The organism is Cellulomonas sp. McL0617, from assembly GCF_049994875.1.
In the GTDB taxonomy this organism is placed as follows: domain Bacteria; phylum Actinomycetota; class Actinomycetes; order Actinomycetales; family Cellulomonadaceae; genus Cellulomonas.
Genome location: NZ_CP188256.1, coordinates 167,647 through 188,674, shown reverse-complemented (window position 1 = coordinate 188,674; position 21,028 = coordinate 167,647). Strand labels below are relative to the sequence as shown.

The 21,028-nt window shown below is 73.0% G+C and carries 15 protein-coding genes; 6 read left to right on the top strand and 9 right to left on the bottom strand.

What is annotated here, in order from left to right:
* Positions 1–45: 45 nt before the first annotated feature.
* Positions 46–4,806, bottom strand: coding sequence for an ATP-binding protein (locus tag ACPPVS_RS00905; RefSeq protein WP_426594045.1), 4,761 nt, complete (start codon positions 4,804–4,806; stop codon positions 46–48).
* Between the two features lie 289 nt (positions 4,807–5,095).
* Here ACPPVS_RS00905 and ACPPVS_RS00900 point away from each other — a divergent pair, with 289 nt between their 5' ends.
* Positions 5,096–6,076 (top strand): NAD(P)H-quinone oxidoreductase, encoded by a 981-nt coding sequence (locus ACPPVS_RS00900; RefSeq protein ID WP_426594044.1) that lies wholly within the window; start codon positions 5,096–5,098, stop codon positions 6,074–6,076.
* 23 nt (positions 6,077–6,099) lie between these two features.
* Here ACPPVS_RS00900 and ACPPVS_RS00895 read toward each other — a convergent pair whose 3' ends face one another.
* A complete protein-coding gene (locus ACPPVS_RS00895) occupies positions 6,100–7,329 on the bottom strand; it encodes an AGE family epimerase/isomerase (RefSeq protein ID WP_426594043.1) in 1,230 nt (409 codons plus the stop codon).
* A gap of 81 nt (positions 7,330–7,410) precedes the next feature.
* On the opposite strand from ACPPVS_RS00895, the gene ACPPVS_RS00890 reads away from it, so the two are divergent.
* Positions 7,411–7,929: a bacterial proteasome activator family protein gene (locus ACPPVS_RS00890; protein WP_426594042.1), complete on the top strand. Its 519-nt coding sequence runs from the start codon at positions 7,411–7,413 to the stop codon at positions 7,927–7,929.
* A gap of 19 nt (positions 7,930–7,948) precedes the next feature.
* Here ACPPVS_RS00890 and ACPPVS_RS00885 read toward each other — a convergent pair whose 3' ends face one another.
* From ACPPVS_RS00885 to serS, 3 genes are read right to left on the bottom strand one after another with little or no spacing between them, the layout of a single operon-like run.
* Positions 7,949–8,809, bottom strand: a complete 861-nt coding sequence (locus ACPPVS_RS00885; protein WP_426594041.1) for an EamA family transporter — start codon at positions 8,807–8,809, stop codon at positions 7,949–7,951.
* Positions 8,810–8,859: 50 nt separating this feature from the next.
* A complete protein-coding gene (locus ACPPVS_RS00880) occupies positions 8,860–9,657 on the bottom strand; it encodes an HAD family hydrolase (RefSeq protein ID WP_426594040.1) in 798 nt (265 codons plus the stop codon).
* Positions 9,654–10,937: a serine--tRNA ligase gene (gene serS, locus ACPPVS_RS00875; protein WP_426594039.1), complete on the bottom strand. Its 1,284-nt coding sequence runs from the start codon at positions 10,935–10,937 to the stop codon at positions 9,654–9,656. The genes ACPPVS_RS00880 and serS overlap by 4 nt, the downstream gene beginning before the upstream one ends.
* 118 nt (positions 10,938–11,055) lie before the next feature.
* Between serS and ACPPVS_RS00870 the strand changes: the two genes are divergently transcribed.
* Positions 11,056–12,198 carry a diacylglycerol/lipid kinase family protein gene (locus ACPPVS_RS00870; RefSeq protein ID WP_426594038.1) on the top strand — a complete coding sequence of 381 codons (1,143 nt, stop codon included), beginning with the start codon at positions 11,056–11,058 and terminating at the stop codon, positions 12,196–12,198.
* On the opposite strand, the gene pheA is transcribed toward ACPPVS_RS00870, so the two are convergent.
* Positions 12,195–13,154 (bottom strand): prephenate dehydratase, encoded by a 960-nt coding sequence (gene pheA, locus ACPPVS_RS00865; RefSeq protein ID WP_426594037.1) that lies wholly within the window; start codon positions 13,152–13,154, stop codon positions 12,195–12,197. The genes ACPPVS_RS00870 and pheA overlap by 4 nt on opposite strands.
* Before the next feature lie 92 nt (positions 13,155–13,246).
* On the opposite strand from pheA, the gene ACPPVS_RS00860 reads away from it, so the two are divergent.
* On the top strand, positions 13,247–15,583 hold the full coding sequence (locus tag ACPPVS_RS00860; RefSeq protein WP_426594036.1) for a hypothetical protein: 2,337 nt from the start codon (positions 13,247–13,249) through the stop codon (positions 15,581–15,583).
* On the opposite strand, the gene ACPPVS_RS00855 is transcribed toward ACPPVS_RS00860, so the two are convergent.
* Entirely contained in the window at positions 15,546–16,286 is a 741-nt protein-coding gene (locus ACPPVS_RS00855) for a glycosyltransferase family 2 protein (RefSeq protein WP_426595846.1), read from the bottom strand. The genes ACPPVS_RS00860 and ACPPVS_RS00855 overlap by 38 nt on opposite strands.
* A 357-nt stretch (positions 16,287–16,643) precedes the next feature.
* A complete protein-coding gene (locus tag ACPPVS_RS00850; RefSeq protein ID WP_426594035.1) occupies positions 16,644–17,468 on the bottom strand; it encodes a DUF5926 family protein in 825 nt (274 codons plus the stop codon).
* A 130-nt stretch (positions 17,469–17,598) separates the two neighbouring features.
* On the opposite strand from ACPPVS_RS00850, the gene pgm reads away from it, so the two are divergent.
* Positions 17,599–19,272 (top strand): phosphoglucomutase (alpha-D-glucose-1,6-bisphosphate-dependent), encoded by a 1,674-nt coding sequence (gene pgm, locus ACPPVS_RS00845; protein ID WP_426594034.1) that lies wholly within the window; start codon positions 17,599–17,601, stop codon positions 19,270–19,272.
* A 74-nt stretch (positions 19,273–19,346) separates the two neighbouring features.
* Here the strand turns inward: pgm and ACPPVS_RS00840 are convergent, their stop codons facing one another.
* A complete protein-coding gene (locus tag ACPPVS_RS00840; RefSeq protein ID WP_426594033.1) occupies positions 19,347–19,640 on the bottom strand; it encodes a GNAT family N-acetyltransferase in 294 nt (97 codons plus the stop codon).
* A gap of 59 nt (positions 19,641–19,699) precedes the next feature.
* On the opposite strand from ACPPVS_RS00840, the gene ACPPVS_RS00835 reads away from it, so the two are divergent.
* On the top strand, positions 19,700–20,995 hold the full coding sequence (locus ACPPVS_RS00835; RefSeq protein ID WP_426594032.1) for an MFS transporter: 1,296 nt from the start codon (positions 19,700–19,702) through the stop codon (positions 20,993–20,995).
* Positions 20,996–21,028 lie beyond the last annotated feature (33 nt).

Here is a 21,028-nt window from a genome sequence, read left to right as displayed (position 1 = left end):
ACGTCACCAGGGCGGGGACGACGGTTGAGGGGTTCGGGTCTGTCATCAGCTCGCGCCATTCTGGCTGGAGGGGTCGTCCGAGGCCTGACGGCCACGGCTGGTCCCGGACTGGAAGCTCGACAGCCGGGAGCGGAGCTGGTCCGCGTCACGCTGCACGGGCTTCCCTTCGTCCTCGGCGATCGTCGACGCCGGGACAGCTTGGGCGACACGCTTGGTCAGTCGCTCGGCGGAGCCACCCGATGCCGACGGCCGGTAGGCCGAGAGCTGGGAGAGCTCGGAGAGCGCCTGCTCCTGGATGTCCGAGCGGAGCGCGAGCATCGCGGCCACCTCGTCGTCCAGCGTGCCGACCCGCGGTGCGACCGACGGCGGCAGCGCAGGCTGCGGGACCGTCGAGTGCGGAGCGGGGTTGGGGCGGGAGTTCCAGTCCGGCCGCGACCAGGAGCCGGCCGAGGGGTGCTCGGGGGCGGCCGGGGCGATGGGCGCGGGGAGGACGGGCGCCGGGGCGGCGGCCTCCGGGAACCCGGTCTGGACCGGGGCCGGGGAGGACCACTGGTTGGTGGACGCCATCCAGGACTGCGGCTCGGGCTGCGCGGCCGGGGCCGGGGCCTCCGCCGTCCAGGCCGAGGTGCGGACCGGGGCGGCCTGGCTCGCGGGGGGCTCGTAGGCGACGGGTGCGACCGCGACGGGCGCGACCTGGGCCGCAGTCTCCTGGTCGGCCTTCTTGCGGCCGAACAGACCCCAGCGCCGGCGGCCCTTCGCGTCCTCGGTGGCAGCCGGCTGGACCAGCTCGCCGAACGTCGCCTGCGGAGCCGGGGCGGCTGCGGCGGCCATCGCCTCGTGTGCCCAGGCGGGCGCCTCGGCGACGACCGGAGCCTCGGCCTGTGCGGCCGGAACCGGCTCCTGGTCGAACGACGGTGCGTACGGCTGCTCGTAGGTCGGCGCGAACGAGGACGGCTCGAACGCCTGCTCCTCGGCCGACATCGTCTCGGCGGAGACCGCATCCTGCGCCTGGATCGGCGTGAACAGCTGGGTCGGCTGCTCGACCTCCGGGTGCGCCTCCGCGAACGTCGGCCAGGCCGGTGCGTCCTGCTCGGGTGCCGCCCAGATGGGCGGCGTCTCGGCGACCGCGGTCTCGGCGACGGGCGCCTCGGCTGTCGCGGCCTCGGGGGCCCAGGCAGGCTCCGCGACCTCGGCGACGGCCTCCGCAGCCGTCGGCTGCGGTTCGACGACGGGCGCGCCAGCGTCAGCCCATGAGGGCGCCGGCCAGGCGGCGTCGGTCGAGACCTCGGCAACCGGCTCGACGACGGGCTGAGGCACGATCGGCATCGCGCCGGTGTGCCAGGCTCGCGCCTCGTCGAGAGTCCGCTCGAACGGCACGTAGGCCGTGGGCACCTCGGCGGCAGGAGCCGCCCAGCCGGCGTAGCCGCTGTAGCTGGTGAAGGTCTGGACGGGCGCGACCTCAGCAACCGGCGCGACCTCAGCGAAGGGCTCGAACTCGGCGACCGGCTCGACCTCGGCAACGGGCTCGACCTCGGCGACGGGCACGATCTCCGCGACGGCGGGCGCCGCGCTCTCAGGAGCGGAGATCGGCTCCCAGGCGGCCGACTCGGCGACGGCCAGGTCCCAGGCCTGCGTGTCGACGACGGGCGCCTCCCAGGCCGGAACGTCCTCGGACGTCGCGTCGGCGATGGGCCGGACCTCGAGCGCCGCAGGAGCGACCCCGTCGGTCACCGGCTCGGCAGCGGGCACGTCCCACGCGGGCGTCGGCTCCCAGACCGGCTCGTCCACAGCCTCGGCAGCGGGCGCGTCCCACGCGGGCGTCGGCTCCCAGACCGGCTCGTTCACGGCCTCGGCAGCGGGCACGTCCCACGCGGGCGTCGGCTCCCAGACCGGCTCGTCCACAGCCTCGGCAGCGGGCACGTCCCACGCGGGCGTCGGCTCCCAGACCGGCTCCTCGGCGGCGGCGGCCTCAGGAGAGACAGGCGCCTCCTCGGCGTCGGCGGCGTCGGTTTCAGCGGCGTCGGCAAGGACATCGGCCTCGGCGGCAGGAGCCGCCCAGCTCGAGGCGTCCTCGGCGGTGGGCGCCTCCCAGGCGGCGGGCGCCTCCCACGTCGGGGCGTCCACGGCCTCGGCGGCCGGGGCCTCCCACGCGGGCGTCGGCTCCCAGACGGGTGCGTCCTGCGCGCTCGGGGGGGCCCAGGAGGGGTCCGGCTCGAAGACCGCGACGTCGTCGCCCTGCTCGAGCTGCTCGGCGAGCACGATCTCGGCCGCGGCCTCCATCGAGGCGGCCTCGCGGTCGTCGGCCTGCTGCGTCTCCCAGGAGTCGTCGTCCTCGTCGGCGAGCGTCGGGATGACCATCGGCTCGACGGGAGCCGCGTGGGCACCGGACGACATCCACGGCGCGCGGACGTTCGACGTCGAGCGCTCCTCGGTCCCGTCGGCCTCGGCGATCTGCTCCGGGGTGCGACCACGGAAGCCGGAGAACAGACCGGCGCGCGCTGCCGGCGCCGGAGCGGCCGACGCGTTGGCCGTCGTCGCGGGCTCCTCGGGAGTCGCCCACGCCGGCGTCGAGGCGCGGCTGCGGCTCGGGAGGCCGCCGCCCGCCGGCGCTGAGGTCGGCGGGTTCCACTCGGAGCCCAGTGCGGCCGCGGAGATCTCGGCGGCGATGTGGCCGTCGGGGGCCTCGGGCAGAACGAGGTTGTCCTCGTCGAAGGTCTTCTTCGAGCGCGACGGCAGCGTCTGGGACGGCTCGAGCTGCGTGACCGGGATCGGCCCGTCCTCGTGCGCGGGGTCGTCGTCGCGGCTGCGGCGCTTGGGCAGGCCGAGCGACGTCTGACCGTCGGTCAGTGCCGCGAGGTCGACCTGCTCGACGAGCGGGGCCTCGATCTGGGGCAGACCCGGGTCGACGCGCGGTGCGGCCAGCGCCGCGGGGGCGCCGTTGCCGTACGGCGAGGCCTCGGTGGCGACGAACAGCGTGGCCGGGAAGCGCACGATCGTCTCGGTGCCCGTGCCGTGGGCGGCCTTGAGGAGCTTGACGTCAGCGCCGAGGCGCTGCGCGATGCGGCCGACGACGAAGAGGCCGAGGCGCTGGTTGCCCAGCGAGTCGCTCGCCGACGTGGACGTGATCTTCGTGTTCGCGGCGTCGAGCTCGACCTCGCTCATGCCCAGGCCGTGGTCGAGGATGCGCACGATGACGTACTGGCCCGAGACACCGGTGGTGACCGTGACGGGCGTCTCCGGCTCGGAGAAGATCGTGGCGTTCTCGAGCAGCTCGGCGAGCATGTGCGCGGCACCGAGGGCGTTGAAGCCGTGCATGTGCGGGTCGACCTGCAGGTCGAGCTCGATGCGGTCGTACTGCTCGATCTCGGAGGAGGCGGTACGCACGACGTCGGACAGCGGCATCGCGTCGCGCAGACGTCGGCCGGTGTCGATGCCGGCGAGCACGAGGAGCGACTCCGCGTTACGGCGCATGCGGGTGGCGAGGTGGTCGAGTCGGAAGAGGTTGGCCAGCGTGCTGGGGTCCTCCTCGGCGCGCTCGAGGGAGTCGATGAACGACAGCTGCCGGTTCAGCAGGACCTGGTCGCGGCGGGCCACGTTGACGAACATCTCCGCGATCGAGCCGCGCAGCGCGGCCTGCTCCTGGGCGACCTGCACGGTCGTCTGGTTGACCGCGTTGAAGGCCTGGGCCAGCTGGCCGACCTCGTCACGGGAGGTCACCGGGATGGGCGCCAGGGTGATCTCGGGACCCTCACCGGGGACGGCCACCTGCTCGACGAGCCGCGGCAGCTGCTCGCGGACGTCACCGGCGGCGACGGTCAGGCGGCGCAGCGGGACGACGATGGCTCGGGCGACGAGCAGCGCGAAGAACAAGGACGCGACTGCGGCGGCGATGGCGATGGCGATGGTGGTGAGGGCCTGGCTGCGCGCGTCGCTGGCGGCGTTGGCGGCGACGACCGTCGCCTTGCTCAGAGCCTTCTTCTGCAGCGTGTCCAGCATCACCAGCTGAGCGTTGATGTCCCCCGCGAACTGCACAGGGTCGACGTGGCTGAAGGAGAGCTGCTCGCCGGTCGCGAGCTCGGTCCGGTCGTTCGAGAACGCCGCCGAGGGGTCACCGAACGGCATCACCAGGTCCTTCTGGCCAAGCCTGTGGACAGCCGTACGAGCCTTCAACCGGTCGACCTCGGTCGCAGCCGCGTTGTTCGCGTAGGTCTGAGCGTCGATGTGAGGCGTCGAGCTCAGGGGCAGGTTGAGACCACCGATGAGCTCGACGACAAGGTCGTTCGACGTGTTGCCGAGATTGTTGATGGCGGTCAGGTAGTCGGCAGCGTCACGGTTCTGCAGGACGTCGGAGAAGACCTGGCCGACCGCCATCTGCGCGTCGATGGCCGACTGGTAGGAGGCCTCCTGCGTCCTGGGCTGGTCCGACAACGTGCGGGCGTACTTGGTGTTGTTCGAGCCGTTGGCCAGCGCGTCGTCCAGCGCGGTGGCGACCGCTGCCGGGAACATGCTTTCGTCGACGCCGGCCACGGTCCGCGCCCACTGGCCGTATGCAGCGTCGGTGGTTGCCTGGGCTGCCTTGTAGTCGTCGTCGGACGCACCGGTCAGTGCCGCGATCCGCTCGGCCATGAGCGCATCGGTGAAGTCGATCAGCTGGTGGCCCGAGCTGATGGCGACCTTGGACGCGGCCGCATACCGGTAGTCGTTGACGGCGCTGAGCGAGATGTACACGCCCGCACCGAACAGGGCGAGCATGGGGACGGCAAGGACAGCCATCACTTTGGCGCGGATGCCGAGCCGTCGCAGCATGTCGTTCCTTTCCGTCTTCCGACAACGGGTGTTGCCACCAGGTCGATCCGGTCGAGCGTCTGTCGACCCACGAGGAGTCCCGTTCGCTGTCATCGGCTGCTGGACGCCGGACCATTAGCCCGCGGCCAGAGTTTGCCATGGACGTCACCCGCTGGGATACGAGGACTTGCTCCCGAACTGCGGGTCACCTGTGCTAACGGGGGTGTCGTGCACGGTTCGAGATGTCGATCGGAACCTACCGGCGGCTACGTCGAAGTGCGGGGAGGTTGCAGCGAGTTAGTGTGCCGTCGTGCGCGCGGTCGTGATCACGGAAGCCGGGGGCCCGGAGGTCCTGGCCGTCCGCGACGTGCCCGAGCCCGAACCCGGACCGAACGACCTGACGGTCGAGGTCGCAGCGGCCGGTGTCAACCGTGCGGACCTCCTCCAGCGTCTCGGACAGTACCCCCCGCCCCCGGGCGCACCCTCCTGGCCGGGCCTCGAGGTCTCCGGGCGGGTGGTCGAGGTGGGCGCCGGCGTGGCTGGGGACGGCTGGCGCGTGGGCGACCGGGTCGCCGCCCTGCTGCCCGGGGGCGGGTACGCCGAGCGCGTCGCCGTGCCCGCGGGGCTGGCGCTGCCGATTCCCGACGAGCTCGCGACGATCGACGCGGCGGCGCTCCCCGAGGGCGTCGCGACCGTCTGGTCCAACCTCCGGGCGGCTCGGCTCTCGCCCGGCGAGACGCTCCTGGTGCGCGGAGGTTCCGGCGGCATCGGGTCGCTGGCCGTCCAGATCGCCCACGCCCTGGGCACGCGGGTCCTGGCGACGGCCGGGGGGCCAGAGCGCACCGCGCGGCTCGGGGCGTTGGGGGCCGCGTCCTCGTTCGACCATCGGCTGCCTGGGCTTCCCGACCGTGTTCTCTCCGCCACCGACGGGCTCGGCGTCGACGTCATCCTCGACGTGCTGGGCGCGGGCGGCCTCGCCGAGAACCTCGGGATGCTCGCCGTCGACGGTCGCCTGGTCGTCATCGGCCTGCAGCAGGGTCGGCGCGGCGAGCTCGACCTCTCCGTGCTGATGGCCAAGCGCGCGGCCGTCCTGGGCACGATGCTGCGGTCGCGACCCCTCGAGGAGAAGGTCGCGATCCTCGACGGCGTCCGGCGGCACGTCTGGCCGTTCGTCGAGGACGGCACCGTGCACCCCGTCGTGCACGCCCGTCTCCCCTTCGACCAGGCGCCGGAGGCCCACCGCCTGCTCGAGTCCGGCGAGGCCTTCGGCAAGGTCCTCCTGATCCCCTGACCGCGTGCCGACCCGCGGTGACTTCAGTCCAGGAGACCTGCCGCGAGCGCCGGGACGATCATCGGGGTCAGCGGCAGGCGTGGGATGAGCGTCGCCTGGACCGCGTGGTAGAGGTCGGCCTTTCCGGCCCAGACCGTCCGCGACACCTCGTTCGTCGTGCCCAGCTCGTGCCACCACGAGCCGCCGACGCGGTCGAGGTGGTGCTCGCCGATGTACTCCCACCACGTGGTGTACGCGTCGTCGAACCGCTGCTCGCCCGTCGCCGCGTGCAGCGCGGCTGCGGCCCCGACCGCCTCGGCGGCGACCCAGTGCATGCGCTCGCGCACGACCGGCTTGCCTGACCAGTCGACCGTGTAGACGAATCCGGGCGCACCGTCGACGTCCCAGCCCTCCGCGACGGCGGTGTCGAAGAGTGCCGTCGCATCGGTGAGCATCCAGGCCCGGGCGACGTCACCCCGCGCCGTGAGGGCCGCGCGGGCGTGCAGCGTGAGCCGGGACCACTCCAACCAGTGGCCGATCGTGGCGCCGTAGGGGCGGAACGGGTGCGCGGGCTCGTCGATGTTGTAGGCGAGGTCGGGGTTCCACCTGGCATCGAAGTGCTCCGGGATGCGCCACCGGTTACCGGCCGCGAACCCGTGCACCACGGTAGAGATGATGCGCACCGCGCGGTCGAGCCAGGTGCGGTCGCCCGTGACGTCGGCCGCGGCCAGGTACGCCTCGACGGTGTGCATGTTGGCGTTGACGCCCCGGTAGTCGTCGAGAACGGAGAACGCGCGGTCCCACTGCTCGACCGACATGCCTGCCTCGTGGTCCCAGAAGTACCGCGACGAGACGGCCAGCGCCTCGTCGAGCAGCTCCCGGGCGCCGGGGCGGCCGGCGGCGGTCGCCGACGACGTCGCCAGGATGACGAAGGCGTGCGGGTAGGCGGCCTTGGCGGGGTCGACCGGCGTGCCGTCCCGTGCGACCTCGGCGAACCAGCCGCCGTGCTCGTCGTCGTGGAAGGCGCCGCGCAGCGCGTCGAGCCCGTGGTCGACGATCGCCGACGAACCCGCCCGCCCGAGCAGGTGCCCGATGGCGTACACGTGCGTCATCCGGCACGCGATCCACAGCTCCAGCGGCCCGTCGACGGGCTCACCCGTCTCGTCCTGCCGGGCGAAGCCGCCGGGGACGACGCTGCGTCGTCCGAAGTCGAGGAGCCGGTCGGTCTCACCTTCGAGCCACCGGGCATGGGCAGGGGTAGTCAGCCAGGCCATGGACGTCACCCTAACGAGAATGGAGGAATGGTTCCGACGTGACCAGTGGGCGGATCGGGCGCCGTCGGACACAATGCCCAGATGAGCGAGAGCGAGCCCCAGGTCCCCCGCGTCGTGGTCGTGCAGTCGTCCGACGCGCCTGAGACCGAGGCGGAGGCCGAGGACATCTCGTCGCTCGTCGAGCAGCCGGCCAAGGTCATGCGGATCGGCACGATGATCAAGCAGCTTCTCGACGAGGTCCGCAGCGCCCCGCTCGACGACGCCGCGCGCCTGCGGCTGGCCGAGATCCACGAACGGTCGCTGCACGAGCTCGAGGAGGGCCTGTCGCCGGAGCTGGTCGCGGAGCTGCACCGCATCACGCTGCCATTCGTCGAGGACCAGGCGCCCTCCGACGCCGAGCTGCGGATCGCCCAGGCCCAGCTGGTCGGCTGGCTCGAGGGACTGTTCCACGGCATCCAGACCGCGCTCGTCGTGCAGCAGATGGGCAACCAGGTCCAGATGGGTGGTCCACGCCGCGCGCTCCCGCCCGGTCCGCCGCACCCGGGCATGGCCATCACGACCGACGACGACCCCCAGCGCTCGACGGGCCAGTACCTGTAGAACTTCCGGTCGAACGACGTCAGGCGGGGGGTGGGACGTCGTCGGTCTCGCTATCCAGGCCGGTCAGCACGATGGCGCCCGTGACGAGCAGGAGACCCACGAGATCCAGCCCGTGGGGGACCTGCTGCAGGGCGACCGCGCCGACGAGGGCCGCCATGGCCGGCAGCATCGCCAGCAGGACCGCGAACGTCGCCGCCCGTACGCGCCGCAGCACCACCTGCTCGATCGCGTACGGCACCACCGACGAGCACACCGCGATCACGACGACGAGCACCGCCAGGCGGCCGTCGTGCAGCACGGGCGCCGCGCCGGAGGACAGGAACGGCGCGAACACGACCGCACCGGCGGACATCGCGACCGCCAGACCCGTCACTCCCCCTGCGCGCCCGTGGGCGACCCGGCGACCGAGCAGGATGTAGGCCGCCCAGCACGCCGCCGCCAGGAAGATGGCGACCAGCCCCACGGCGGCCTCGGAGCCCGTCGTCAAGGAGACGCCGGCGAGCAGCACCACGCCGAGGGCCGCGATCCCGATGCCGGCGCGGTCGCGCCAGCCGTGCCCGGTGAACGCCGCGACGGCCACGGGACCCAGGAACTCGATGGCCACGGCGGTGCCGAGCGGCAGGTGGTCGATCGCGATGTAGAAGGTCACGTTCATCAGCGCCAGCACGATGCCGAACACGATCGCCGTGCGGAGCGCCGGCCAGGTCCACAACCCGCGCGTCCGCCACGGCCGCCGCCACAGCAGCAGGACGACCGCCGCGATGGTGACGCGCAGCCATGCGACGCTCGCCGGCGTCAGCGTGCCGAACACGCGCACGGCGACCGCGGCCCCGAGGTACTGCGTCAGCCCGGACAGGGCGAACAGCAGCGGGGCGGGCACCGGCCCAGGCTAGGTCAACCGGGCAGACCGATGCGGCCGGGCCGAGCGGGTCAGGCCCTCAGGCCGCGCAGGACGGCGAGCGCGCCGTCGTCCTCGATGCCGCCGGTGACCTCGTCGGCGGCCAGGCGGGTGGCCTCCGGGGCGTGCCCCATGGCGACCCCGCGGGCGGCCCAGCGGAGCATCTGCACGTCGTTGCTGCCGTCGCCGATGGCAACGGTGGCGTGCGGCTCGACGCCGAGGTCCCGGCGGATCTCCTCCAGGGCGCTCGCCTTGGAGACGCCGCCGGGCGTCAGGTCGAGCCACGCGCTCCAGCCGACGGCGTACTCGACCTCGTGCAGACCGACCCGGGCGACGACGGCGTGGAAGTCGTCGGGACTGCTGTTGGGGGCCCGGATGATCACGCGGGTCGCGGGGGTGTCGGCGAGGACGTCGAAGCTCACGCGCTCCAGCTCGCCGGACAGCTCACCCTCGGGGAAGTCGCCGGAGACGCGGAAGCCGACGCCGAGGTCCTCGACGGCGTAGAGCGCGTCGGGGAGCTCCATGACGATCGCGCGCAGGGCGGGACCGGGGTCGAAGGTCACCGTCCGCGTCACCTCGTAGCCGTGCTCGGCTGCCGGGTCGATCCGCGCCGTGACCGCCCCGTTGGAGCACACGACCCAACCGTCGTCCAGGCCGAGCTCGTTGGCCACGGGCACCGCGGAGTGCACGCCGCGGCCGGTGGCCAGCACGATGTGCACGCCCGCGTCGCGCAGCCGACCGACCTGCTCGACCACCCCGGCCGAGATGACCCCGTCGTAGGTCATCAGCGTGCCGTCGACGTCCAGGGCCAGCAGGTCGACCCGCGTCATCGGACGGGCTCCAGCACCTCGAGGCCTCCGAGGTACGGCCGCAGACCCACCGGGACGCGCACCGACCCGTCCGCGAGCTGGTGGTTCTCGAGCAGGGCGACCAACCAGCGCGTCGTGGCCAGCGTGCCGTTGAGCGTCGCGACGGGCCGCACGGACCCGTCGGCCGTGCGCTCGCGGACGCCGAGGCGCCGGGCCTGGAAGGTCGTGCAGTTGGAGGTCGAGGTGAGCTCGAGGAACCGTTGCTGGCTGGGCAGCCACGCCTCGCAGTCGAACTTGCGGGCGGCGCTCGAGCCCAGGTCGCCGGCCGCCGTGTCGATCACGCGGTAGGGAAGCTCGGCCAGCGCGAGCATCTCCTCCTCCCACGCGAGGATGCGGCGGTGCTCGTCGGCGGCGTCCTCGATCGTCGTGTAGCTGAAGGCCTCGACCTTGTGGAACTGGTGGACACGGATGATCCCGCGGGTGTCCTTGCCGTAGGAGCCGGCCTCGCGCCGGTAGCAGGCGGACCAGCCCGCGTACCGCTTGGGCCCCTGCGACAGGTCCAGGATCTCGCCCGAGTGGTAGCCCGCCAGGGCGACCTCGCTGGTCCCGACGAGGTACAGGTCGTCGGCCTCGAGGCGGTAGATCTCGTCCGCGTGGGCGCCGAGGAACCCGGTGCCGGCCATGATCTCGGGCTTGACCAGCGTCGGGGTGATCACCGGCGTGAACCCGGCGGCCAGGGCCTTGTCGACCGCCGCGTTCAGCAGCGCGAGCTCGAGCCGCGCGCCGATCCCGGTCAGGTAGTAGAACCGGGCCCCGGACACCTTGGCGCCGCGCACGGTGTCGATGGCCTGCAGGCCCTCGCCCAGCGACAGGTGGTCCTGGACCACGAAGTCGGTGCCGTACTCGGCGGTGAAGTCGCGTCCCTCGCCGACGTGCTTGAGCACGACGTAGTCGTTCTCACCACCCGCGGGGACGCCCTCCTCGACGACGTTGGAGATACGACGGCTGAGCTCGGTGGCCAGCTGGTCGGCGGCATCGGCGTCGGACTGCAGGGCCTTGACCTGCTCGGCCAGCTGCTTGCCGCGGGCCAGCAGCGCCTGCTTGTCGTCCCCGCTCGCCTGCGCGACCTGCTTGCCCAGGTTCTTCTGCTCGGCGCGCAGGGTCTCGAACTCGGTGAGCGCGGAGCGTCGGCGCGCGTCGGCGTCGAGCACCTGGTCGACCAGGTGGGGGTCGTCGCCACGCGCCGCCTGGCTCGCCCGGACGACGTCAGGATCCTCCCGTAGGAGCCGCAGATCGATCACCCCACGACCCTACCGACCGCACTCGAAGCCTCCGACCGCATTCCACGGCGCGGGTCGATCTGGGAGCGCGCTGGGTATGCGCTGATGCATTCCGGTGGCGGGGCCGTAGATTCTGCCCATGACGTGGGAGGCCTGGGTCGCGGTGAGCATCGGAGTCGCCGTGCTCTCGGCGGTGCTCCTGGTCGTCGCCCTGTGGCTGCGCAAGAAGGAGCTGCGCCGACGCATCGAGTCGCCCCGCAACCGCGCCGCACGGCGCGCGCTGCAGCTGGCCCGGGACGTCGAGGCGTCCGGCCAGCAGGTGGCCTTCGTCGCCAACCCGTCCAAGCCGGACGTGGACCGGCTGCGGGCGGCGATCGAGCGCTACACGCGCGAGCACAACCGCCCTGAGCCGCTCTGGTTCGAGACGACCGTCGCGGACCCCGGCATCGGGCAGGCGCGCAAGGCCGTGGCCGAGGGCGCCGACGTGGTGGTCGCGATCGGCGGCGACGGGACGGTGCGCGCGGTCGCGGAAGGTCTGGTCGGGACCGGCGTGCCGATGGGCCTCGTACCGCTCGGCACCGGAAACCTGCTCGCACGCAACCTCGACCTGCCGCTCAGCGACCCGATCGCCGCCATCCTCATCGCCCTCGACGGCCGCGACCGGACGATCGACGTCGGCTGGCTCAAGGTCATCACCTGGGAGTCGGAGGCGGACGGTGGCACCGCCGACCCCGAGACCGAGGCTCTGCGCGACTTCCTGTTCCTCGTCATCGCCGGGCTCGGCTTCGACGCCGCGATGGTGGCCGACACCGACGAGCAGCTCAAGCGCCGCGTCGGCTGGATCGCGTATTTCGTCGCCGGGTTCAAGCACCTGCACGGTCGTCGCACCCGCATGCACCTGGCGCTCGACGACCAGCCGATGCGGTCCGCCCGGCTGCGCAGCCTGCTGATCGGCAACTGCGGCAAGCTCCCCGGCGGCATCACCCTGCTGCCCGACGCGGTCCTCGACGACGGCTGGCTCGACATCGCGGCGATCGACACGCGCGCCGGGATCGCCGGCTGGGCGCAGCTGTGGGGCGAGGTGATGATGCAGGGCGTGGGTGTGCGGAACGACCTGCCGGCGAAGATCGGCCGCATCGACCACACACGCGCCCAGGAGGTGCGCCTGGCCGTCCAGGGCGGCGAGCACGTGCAGGTGGACGGCGACCTGGTGGGCCGCGTCGCCGAGCTCAGCGCGCGCGTCGACCCCGGGGCGCTCGTCGTGCGGGTGGCGTCCTTCTAGGTCGCGTCGCCGTCGCGGATCGACGTCAACCAGTTCCGCGCGCCGAGGAAGTCGTCGTCGGTCGTGCCCAGGTGGACGGTCGGCGCGACGCCGTCGGCCCGCGGGTACGAGCCGAGGTACAGCACGAACGGGCACCGGCGACGCAGCCCCATCACCGCCTCGCCCATGCGCTCGTCGGTGATGTGCCCGTCGGCGTCCATGGAGAACGAGTACCGGCCGAGGGCGTCGCCGATCGGCCGCGACTCGATCCGCGACAGGTTCACTCCGCGCGCCGCGAACTGCTCCAGCATCGCGAGCAGGGCGCCGGCCTCGTTGTCGGGCAGGTGCACCACGAGGGTCGTCTTGTCGGCGCCCGTGCGCGGCGGGACGGTCCCGGGCTTGCCGATGACGACGAACCGCGTCTGCGCGGACGGGTTGTCGGCGATGCCCTGCGCCAGCGGGACCAGGTTGTACAGGTCCACGGCGGCCGGTGGTACCAGGGCCGCGTCGAAGCTCAGCGGGGACTCACCGGACGCGATCAGGGCCGCGGGAGCGGTGTTGGACGTCGCCGGGACGTGCACGCTGCCGGGCAGGTGGCTGGCCAGCCAGTGCCGGCACTGCACCCAGGCGTGCGGGTGCGCGGACACGCGGCGGACGTCGGCCAGCGTGACCCCGGGCGCGGCGGCGAGCGTGAACTGCACGGGCACGAGCACCTCGCGCAGGATCACCAGCGGCTTGCCGGCGACGAGGCTGTCGAGCGTGGCCGTCACCCCGCCCTCGACGGTGCTCTCGATCGCGACGACGGCGAAGTCCGCGGCGCCCGAGCGCACCGCGTCGATCGCGGAGGCGACGTCGGAGACCGGGAGGTCGACGCAGGCTTCGGCGGCGACCACCTGACGCAGCGCAGCCTCGGTGAACGTGCCCGCCGGCCCGAGGTAGGCATACCTCGGGAGCACGGTCAGCAGCGCGTCCGTCATGGCGTGCTCCTCCTGCGTCGATGTGGTGGTGATCCCGGGCCTGGGACTCGGGTACGCCCGGGTCGAGGGTAGTGCGCCCGTAGGCTGGAACGGTGCCGACCCCTGTCCTCCCGCGCGCGCCCCGGCGTCGGCTCCTGCGCATCCTCGTGCTCGCGCTGGTCGCCGGCGTCGCCGGACTGACCCTGGCGGGCCCCGCGCAGGCGGCTCCGACCGCGACCGCTGAGGCCGCGCCGCCCGTCCTGCTGGTGGGCGTCACCGGCCTGCGCTGGGACGACGTCGGCGCCCTGACCACGCCCGCCCTCTGGAGCCTGTCCCGTGAGGGCGCGATCGGCCTGGTGGCCGCGCGGAGCGTGGCGGCCCGGTCCTGCCCCGTCGACGGCTGGCTCGTCGTCTCGACCGGCACCCGCGCTGCGGACGCACCGGCCGCCGACCGGACCTGCCGCACCCTGCGGTCCCCCGGGTCCGACGGCACCGTGCCCGCCTGGTCGGACTACCTCGAGGCGGCCGCGGCCGAGTCCTACGGTGCGAAGCCGGGCATGCTCGGCGACGCCCTCTCCGACGCGGGCACCCCGGTGTCGGGCTTCGGCCCGGGCGCCGCGATCGCCCTCGCCGACAGCACCGGCCACGTCGTCGGGACGCACGCGAGCGTTCCAGGCTCCGCGGCCGGGATCACCCGCGCGCTGCGCGACTCGCTGTCGACGTCGGCGCTCGTCGTCCTGGACGCCGGCTCGATCCGCGACCCGGGATTCGCGACGACGAGCCGGCCGGAACCCGTCGCCACCGAGGCACCGCTGCCCGAGCTGCCCGGCGTGGTGACCGAGCCGGACCCCGTGGTCACCGGACCCGACGCGATCACCGAGCCCACCCGCGAGTCGCAGGTGCAGGCCGTCGACGACCGGATCGCCGCCGCCCTCGCCGGCGCGCGCGCGTCCGGCGCGACGGTGCTGGTGGTCTCCCTGGCGGACTCCGGTCGCGCGACCCTCCAGCTCGCCGCCGCCACGGGTCTCGCACCGAACGGCGACCAGTACTCCCAGGCCCTGCTGACCTCCGGTTCCACGCGGCAGAAGGGGCTCGTGCAGTCGGTCGACGTCACCCCGACGCTGCTGGACAGCATCGGGCTCGACGACGCGGCCGCGTCCCTGACCGGCGCGGACATCCTGCCCACCCCCGGACCGGCCACGGCGGTCGGTCGGCTCGCCTTCCTCGTCGACACCCAGAAGCACTCGTCGCTCATCGGCCCCCTGAGCGCCACCTACTCCAGCCGGCTCGTGCTGGTGCAGGCCGTCCTGTTCCTCGCCGCGGCGATCATCCTGACCCGCAAGGGCCGGTCGGACGCCCGCCCCCTGCGCCCGGCGCTGCGCATCCTGTGGGTCGCCGCACTGGCCCTGGCCGCCGCCCCGGTCGCCTCGTTCCTGACCAACGTCGTGCCCTGGTGGCGTGGCGACCGACCCGGCAGCGCGTTCTGGTGGACCCTCACCGGCTGGATCGTGGTGATCACCGTCGCGGCCCTCGTCGGACCGTGGCGCAAGAACCTGCTCGGGCCGGCCGGGGTCGTCTCCGGCGTGACGGTCGTAGTGCTGGTGATCGACGCGTTCACCGGCTCCAACCTCGTGATCGACTCGCCGATGGGCGCGCACCGCCTCCTGGCCGCGCGGTTCTACGGGATGAGCAACCAGGCGTTCGCCCTGCTCACCGCCGGCGGGCTCCTGCTCGCGGTCGCCGTCGCGGACCCGCTCCTACGACGCGGGCACCGTCTGGTCGCCACCTGGTTCGTCGCGCTCCTCGGCCTGCTGCTCGTGGTCGTCGACGGTGCGCCCGGCCTCGGCAGCGACTTCGGCGGGCCGCCCGCGCTCATCCTGGCGTTCGCGATGCTCACCATCGTCGTCAGCGGTCGCAAGGTGAACTGGAAGGCGCTCCTGCTCATCGCCGCGATCGGCGTGGCCGTCGTCGGCGGCTTCGCGGTGATCGACTGGCTCCGACCCCCCGACCAGCGCACCCACCTCGGGCGGTTCTTCGCCACCGTCCTCGACGGAGGCCTGTGGGACGTGGTCAGCCGCAAGATCTCGGTGAACCTGCGGGTCCTGACGTCGTGGCGCTACCTCGTGCTCGCGATCGGCGGTGTCGCCCTGACCTGGCTGGTGATCGCCGGCGGCCGGCCGAAGCGCGGCGCTCTCATGGGGACCGGCGGCTCGATGGCCGGCCTGCGTCAGGCGGTCCCGCTGCTGCGTCCGGCGGTCGCCGCGATCGCCGCCGCCCTGGGCCTCGGGTTCCTCATGAACGACTCCGGCATCGTCGTTCCGGCCACCGGCATCGCGCTCGCCGTGCCCTGCCTGGTCGCGGCCGCCGCCCAGTGGCGGCTGGGTGCGCCCGAGGGCACGGTTCCCGACGAGGTCAGTGGTGCGTCTGTGGAGGCTGCGGACTCGGTGTGACGGTCCGCTTCACGGCCCCGGCGGCCCGGCGAACGCGGCGCGCGTTCACGGCCAGCTGGACGTCACGGTACTGCGCGGCCCGGTGCACCTGACCCTTGAAGTCGCTGCCCGACGGGCGGTGCCGCAGCTCGCACGGCACCTCGATCACGCGGAAACCCGCGCGGAGCAGGTCGATCGTCATCCCCGTCTCGACGCCCCACCCGCGGGCCAGCGGCGTCGCCGCCTCGAACGCGGCACGCGTCAGGCAGCGCATGCCGGACAGAGGTTGCGTCGGGGTCCACCCGGTCATCGACGCGATCGCCCGGCGGGCCGCCCCGACGACGATCCCCCGTCCCCCCGCGCCTGGCTGCGGCGGCAGCAGCGCGATCGCGAGGTCGGCGTGACCCTCGAACACCGGCGGGACGAGCGGCGCCGTGTTCACGGCGGTCTCGCCCAGGTCGCCGTCGATGAAGAGCAGGATGCGCGGCTGACGGTCGGGGGCGTCTCGCATGGCGACGACCGCCGCGCCCGTCTCCATCGCCGCCGCCTTGCCGCGGTTGTGCGAGTGCCGGACGACCACCGCACCCGCATCGCGGGCCACGTGCTGCGTGTCGTCCTCGGAGCCGTCGTCGACCACCAGCACCAGGTCGACGTGCGGGATCGCGCGCGCCGAGCGGACCGTCGCGGCGATCCGTCGGGACTCGTCCTTGGCCGGGATGATCACCGCGACGCGCTGTCGCGCCTTGTGTGCCGCCGCCTTGCGCGCGTCGGTCGCCGCCTTGCGGGCGTCGCTGACCGCGGGCTGGCCCGGTGCGGGCGACACGGATCCGTCGGCGGGTGGGATCTCGGCCGGCTCGTCCTTCGCGACCGCGTCCGTGGCCTCGGTCCGTGCAGCGGCTTCAGCCCTCGAGGAGGCGGCCTCGCTCCTCGCGACCTCGTCCGTGGTCTCGGTCCGTGCAGCGGCTTCAGCCCTCGAGGAGGCGGCCTTTCCGCCCTTGCGCATCACACCACTCACCCTAGCCACCGATGCCGCGCGAGCCGGTTCTCGGGCGCGGGTTGGACGCCCGTTCACCCGGTGGCGTCAGCGGAGCGTGACCTGGCGGGCGACGAGGCCGGCGCGGGCACGGCGGGCGTTCGCATCCAGGGGCGTCGTGTCGGCGATCGCGGCGAGGAACGCGTCCTTGAACGCGGCGAGCGGCGCCTCGACGTCCTCGGCCTCCGAGCCCTTGGCCAGCTCCCAGACGGGGACGACGAGCCCGCTCGACCGGAAGTAGCCGACGAACTTGGCGCCCTCGAAGCCCGACTGGCGCGCGCCGTGCAGGCGAGCGAGCCCGTCGAGGACCACCTGCTCGTCGAGGGGCTGCGCCCAGCGCAGGAACTCGCGGGCGCCCATCCGGCACCAGTAGGCGGCGTCGGCGGCCTCGAGCTTCTTCGTGTCGATGATGCCGGCATCGGCCTCCTCGATGGCGGCGACGAGGTCCGCGGTCCGCTCCGTCTCGGGGTCCAGCCAGTAGGCGAAGGACTCCTCGATGGTCACGACGAACGGCACGGACAGGTCGAGCACGTCCTGCAGGCGGGGGCCGGACTCGGGCAGTCCGATCGTCTCGACGGCCGTGCCGGGCTCCGAGTCGATGGCCTCGAGGAGCGCGTGCGCGAGGTCGCGGCTGGTGTCGCCCGAGCTGCTCGTGGTCTGCAGGGCCAGCAGGATCGTGCCGTCGGCGCGGTGCAGCGCGGGCCAGCTCGTCGGCAGCACCGTGGTGACCAGAACATCGACGGCGCCGTGGTCCTTGGTGGTCCGGGCGGTGGCGGTCGCCGCCGGGACGAGCTCCTTGAGCGCGACCCAGTCGGGCTCGGCGGGGAGCCCCTCGAACGGACGCAGCACGAAGTCGGACGAGTTCTTGGCCATGCGGTCAAGGCTACCGGCGGTGCCGTCCCCGGCTGAACAGGGGTCGGGGGCCCACCGGTCGTTCGTCGCTACCCTGCGAAATCGCAGGTCGGGGGGTGCGCACGTCACGCCCGTGCGGGAGGATCGGGAGATGGACCCGCGCGCCGGAACACTCGCCCAGCCGTCCGACCTCGTCGACCTGGACGCCCTCACCGGCGCCTACTACGACCGGGAACCCGATCTGGACGATCCCGCACAGCGGGTGGCGTTCGGCACCAGCGGCCACCGCGGATCGGCCCTGGACACGGCGTTCAACGAGGCGCACATCGTCGCGATCACGGCGGCGATCGTCGAGTACCGACGCAGTCAGGGCACCGACGGTCCGCTGTTCATCGGCCGCGACACGCACGCGTTGTCGATGCCGGCCTGGCGCTCCGCGCTGGAGGTCCTCGCGGCGGCAGACGTCGAGGTACGCATCGACGCCCGCGACTCGTACACGCCGACACCGGCCGTCTCCCACGCGATCCTGCGGCACAACGGCGCCGGTACCTCCGAGGGGGTACGCACGCACGGTCCCGGGCTCGCCGACGGCATCGTCGTGACCCCGTCGCACAACCCGCCCCGCGACGGCGGGTTCAAGTACAACCCTCCCCACGGCGGGCCGGCGGACTCCGACGCCACCGGGTGGATCGCCGACCGCGCCAACGAGATCCTCGCGACCGGCTTCCGGAACGTCCGCCGCGTCTCGCTCGACCAGGCGGTCGCGGCCGACACCACGCTTCGGCACGACTTCCTGTCGTCCTACGTCGCGGACCTGGCCAACGTCATCGACGTCGAGGCGATCCGGACCTCGGGCGTCCGGATCGGCGCGGACCCGCTGGGCGGTGCCTCCGTCGAGTACTGGGGGGAGATCGGCGAGTACTACGGCCTCGACCTGACCGTCGTGAACCCGACGGTCGATCCGCGGTGGGCGTTCATGACGCTCGACTGGGACGGCAAGATCCGCATGGACTGCTCGTCGCCGTACGCGATGGCGTCGCTCGTGCAGCGCATGGCCGGCGACCCGCCCCCGTTCGACATCGCGACCGGTAACGACGCCGACTCCGACCGGCACGGCATCGTCACGCCCGACGGCCTGATGAACCCGAACCACTACCTCGCGGTCGCCATCTCCTACCTGTACGGCGGCGCGCGGCCGGGCTGGCGCCCCGGGACCGCCATCGGCAAGACGCTCGTCTCGTCCAGCCTGATCGACCGGGTGGCAGGCAAGCTCGGCGCAACGCTGCTCGAGGTCCCGGTCGGGTTCAAGTGGTTCGTGCCCGGGCTGGTCGACGGGTCCGTCGGGTTCGGCGGCGAGGAGTCCGCGGGCGCATCGTTCCTGCGCAAGGACGGCACCGTCTGGACCACCGACAAGGACGGCATGCTCCCCGCGCTGCTTGCCTCGGAGATCCTGGCGACGACCGGCAAGTCGCCCTCCCAGCACCACCGCGAGCTGGTCGACGAGTTCGGCGCGTCCTGGTACGCCCGCGTCGATGCCGTCGCGACCCGTGAGGAGAAGGCCACGCTCGCGGCGCTGACCCCGTCGCAGGTGACGGCGACCACGCTGGCAGGCGAGGAGATCACCGCCCGGCTGACGCAGGCCCCCGGCAACGGCGCGTCGATCGGCGGTCTGAAGGTCACCACGAAGAACGCGTGGTTCGCGGCACGCCCGTCCGGCACCGAGGACGTCTACAAGATCTACGCCGAGTCGTTCGTCTCGGCCGAACACCTGGCCGAGGTCCAGTCCGAGGCGAAGAGCGTGGTCTCGGCAGCCCTGGCCGGCTGACCCACAGCTCGAGCCCTTCGGCCTGCACCGGCACGTCGGGGCGGCGATCGGGGTGACCCGGCCGTGCCCGGTCGTCAGCTCTTCGAGTGACGCACGAGGTCCTGGTAGTCGGGGTGCCGCGCGATCCAGCCCTTGACGTACGGGCAGTACGCAACGACGTCGCGGCCGCTTGCCCGCACCGCGTCGAGCGCCTCCCGGACGAGGGCGCTCGCGATGCCGTGCCCCTCGAAGCGCGGATCCACCTCGGTGTGCGTGAAGACGACTGTCGTGCCGACCGTGTCGTACATCGAGAACGCCACCACCACGCCGTCGGTGACCGCCTCGAACCGGTGCTCGTCCGGCGCGTCCCTGACCTGCACATCCACCATGCCCTCGATGGTGGGGCATCGGGCGCGCCGAGCGATAGGCCTGATGCGACACTGACCACATGCTCCAGCCGTACCGAGACGTGCTGTCGCGTCCCGGGGCCGTCGCCTTCTCCGCGTCCGGCGTCCTGGCGCGGCTGCCCATGTCGATGGTCGGCATCGGGATCGTGCTCATGGTCTCGTCGCTGTACGGCTCCTACGCGCTGGCCGGCGCCGTCTCCGCGGTCTACGTGGTGTCGCAGGCGATCTGCTCGCCCCAGCTGTCCCGGCTGGTCGACCGGCACGGGCAGGCACGGATCATGAACCCGTCCGTCGCGATCGCGGCGTTCGGTCTGGTCTGGCTGATCGTCTCCGCGCTGGCCGGGGCGCCCGCCGGCTTCCTGTTCGTCGGCGCGGTGGTCACCGGTGCGTCCATCGGGTCGTTCGGGTCGCTGGTGCGGGCGCGCTGGGCCTCGTTGCTCGGCGACGACGCCCATCGGATGCATACCGCCTACTCGCTCGAGTCGGCGCTCGACGAGCTGGTGTTCGTCGTCGGACCCGTGGTAGCGACGCTGCTCGCCACGGGCGTCGCGCCCACCGCCGGCCTGGTGGTCCCCCTGATCGCCATGCTCGCCGGCGGGTACTGGTTCCTGTCCCTGCGCTCGACCGAGCCGCCGTCCGCGCCGGTCGGCTCCCCCCGACCGCGCGGGTCGGTGCTGGCCAGGCCCGGCATGATCGTGCTCGCCATCGTCTTCGTTGCGATGGGCTCGATCTTCGGCGCGACCGACGTCTCGACGGTCGCCTTCGCCGACGAGTCCGGCTCCAAGGGCCTGGCCGGCGCGATCCTCGCGGTGTTCGCGCTCGGCTCGCTGATCTCCGGGCTGCTCTACGGCACCCGCCAGTGGAAGCGGCCCCTCTACCTGCGGTTCGCCAACGGGATGGTGCTGCTGGCGGTCGGGGTCTGCGCGTTCTTCTTCGTGCACTCGCTCGCGGCGCTGGCCGCCGTGATGTTCGTCGTCGGGTTCGCCATCGCACCGACCCTCATCAACGGCAACGGGCTGGTGCAGGAGCTGGTGCCGCGGTCCCGGCTGACCGAGGGGCTGACCTGGGTGGGGACGTCGCTCGGGGTGGGCGTCTCGATCGGGTCCTCCGTCGCCGGCGCCCGCATCGACGCCGCCGGGTCGCACGCCGGGTTCCTCGTCGTGGTGGTCGCCGCCGCATGCGCGGTCGTGGCCACCCTGGCCGCCCTGCGGACACTGCGCGGCGACCCGACGGAGCACGTGCACGACTCGGTGGAGCCGGGCTCGCCGTCGTCGACGGGCGGCGCCGCGGTGGCCGCCTGCGAGATCGCCGAGTCGGTCGACCCGTCCCGGCCGTGATCCGGCCGGGCGCGTGACGGACCTGAGCCGGTG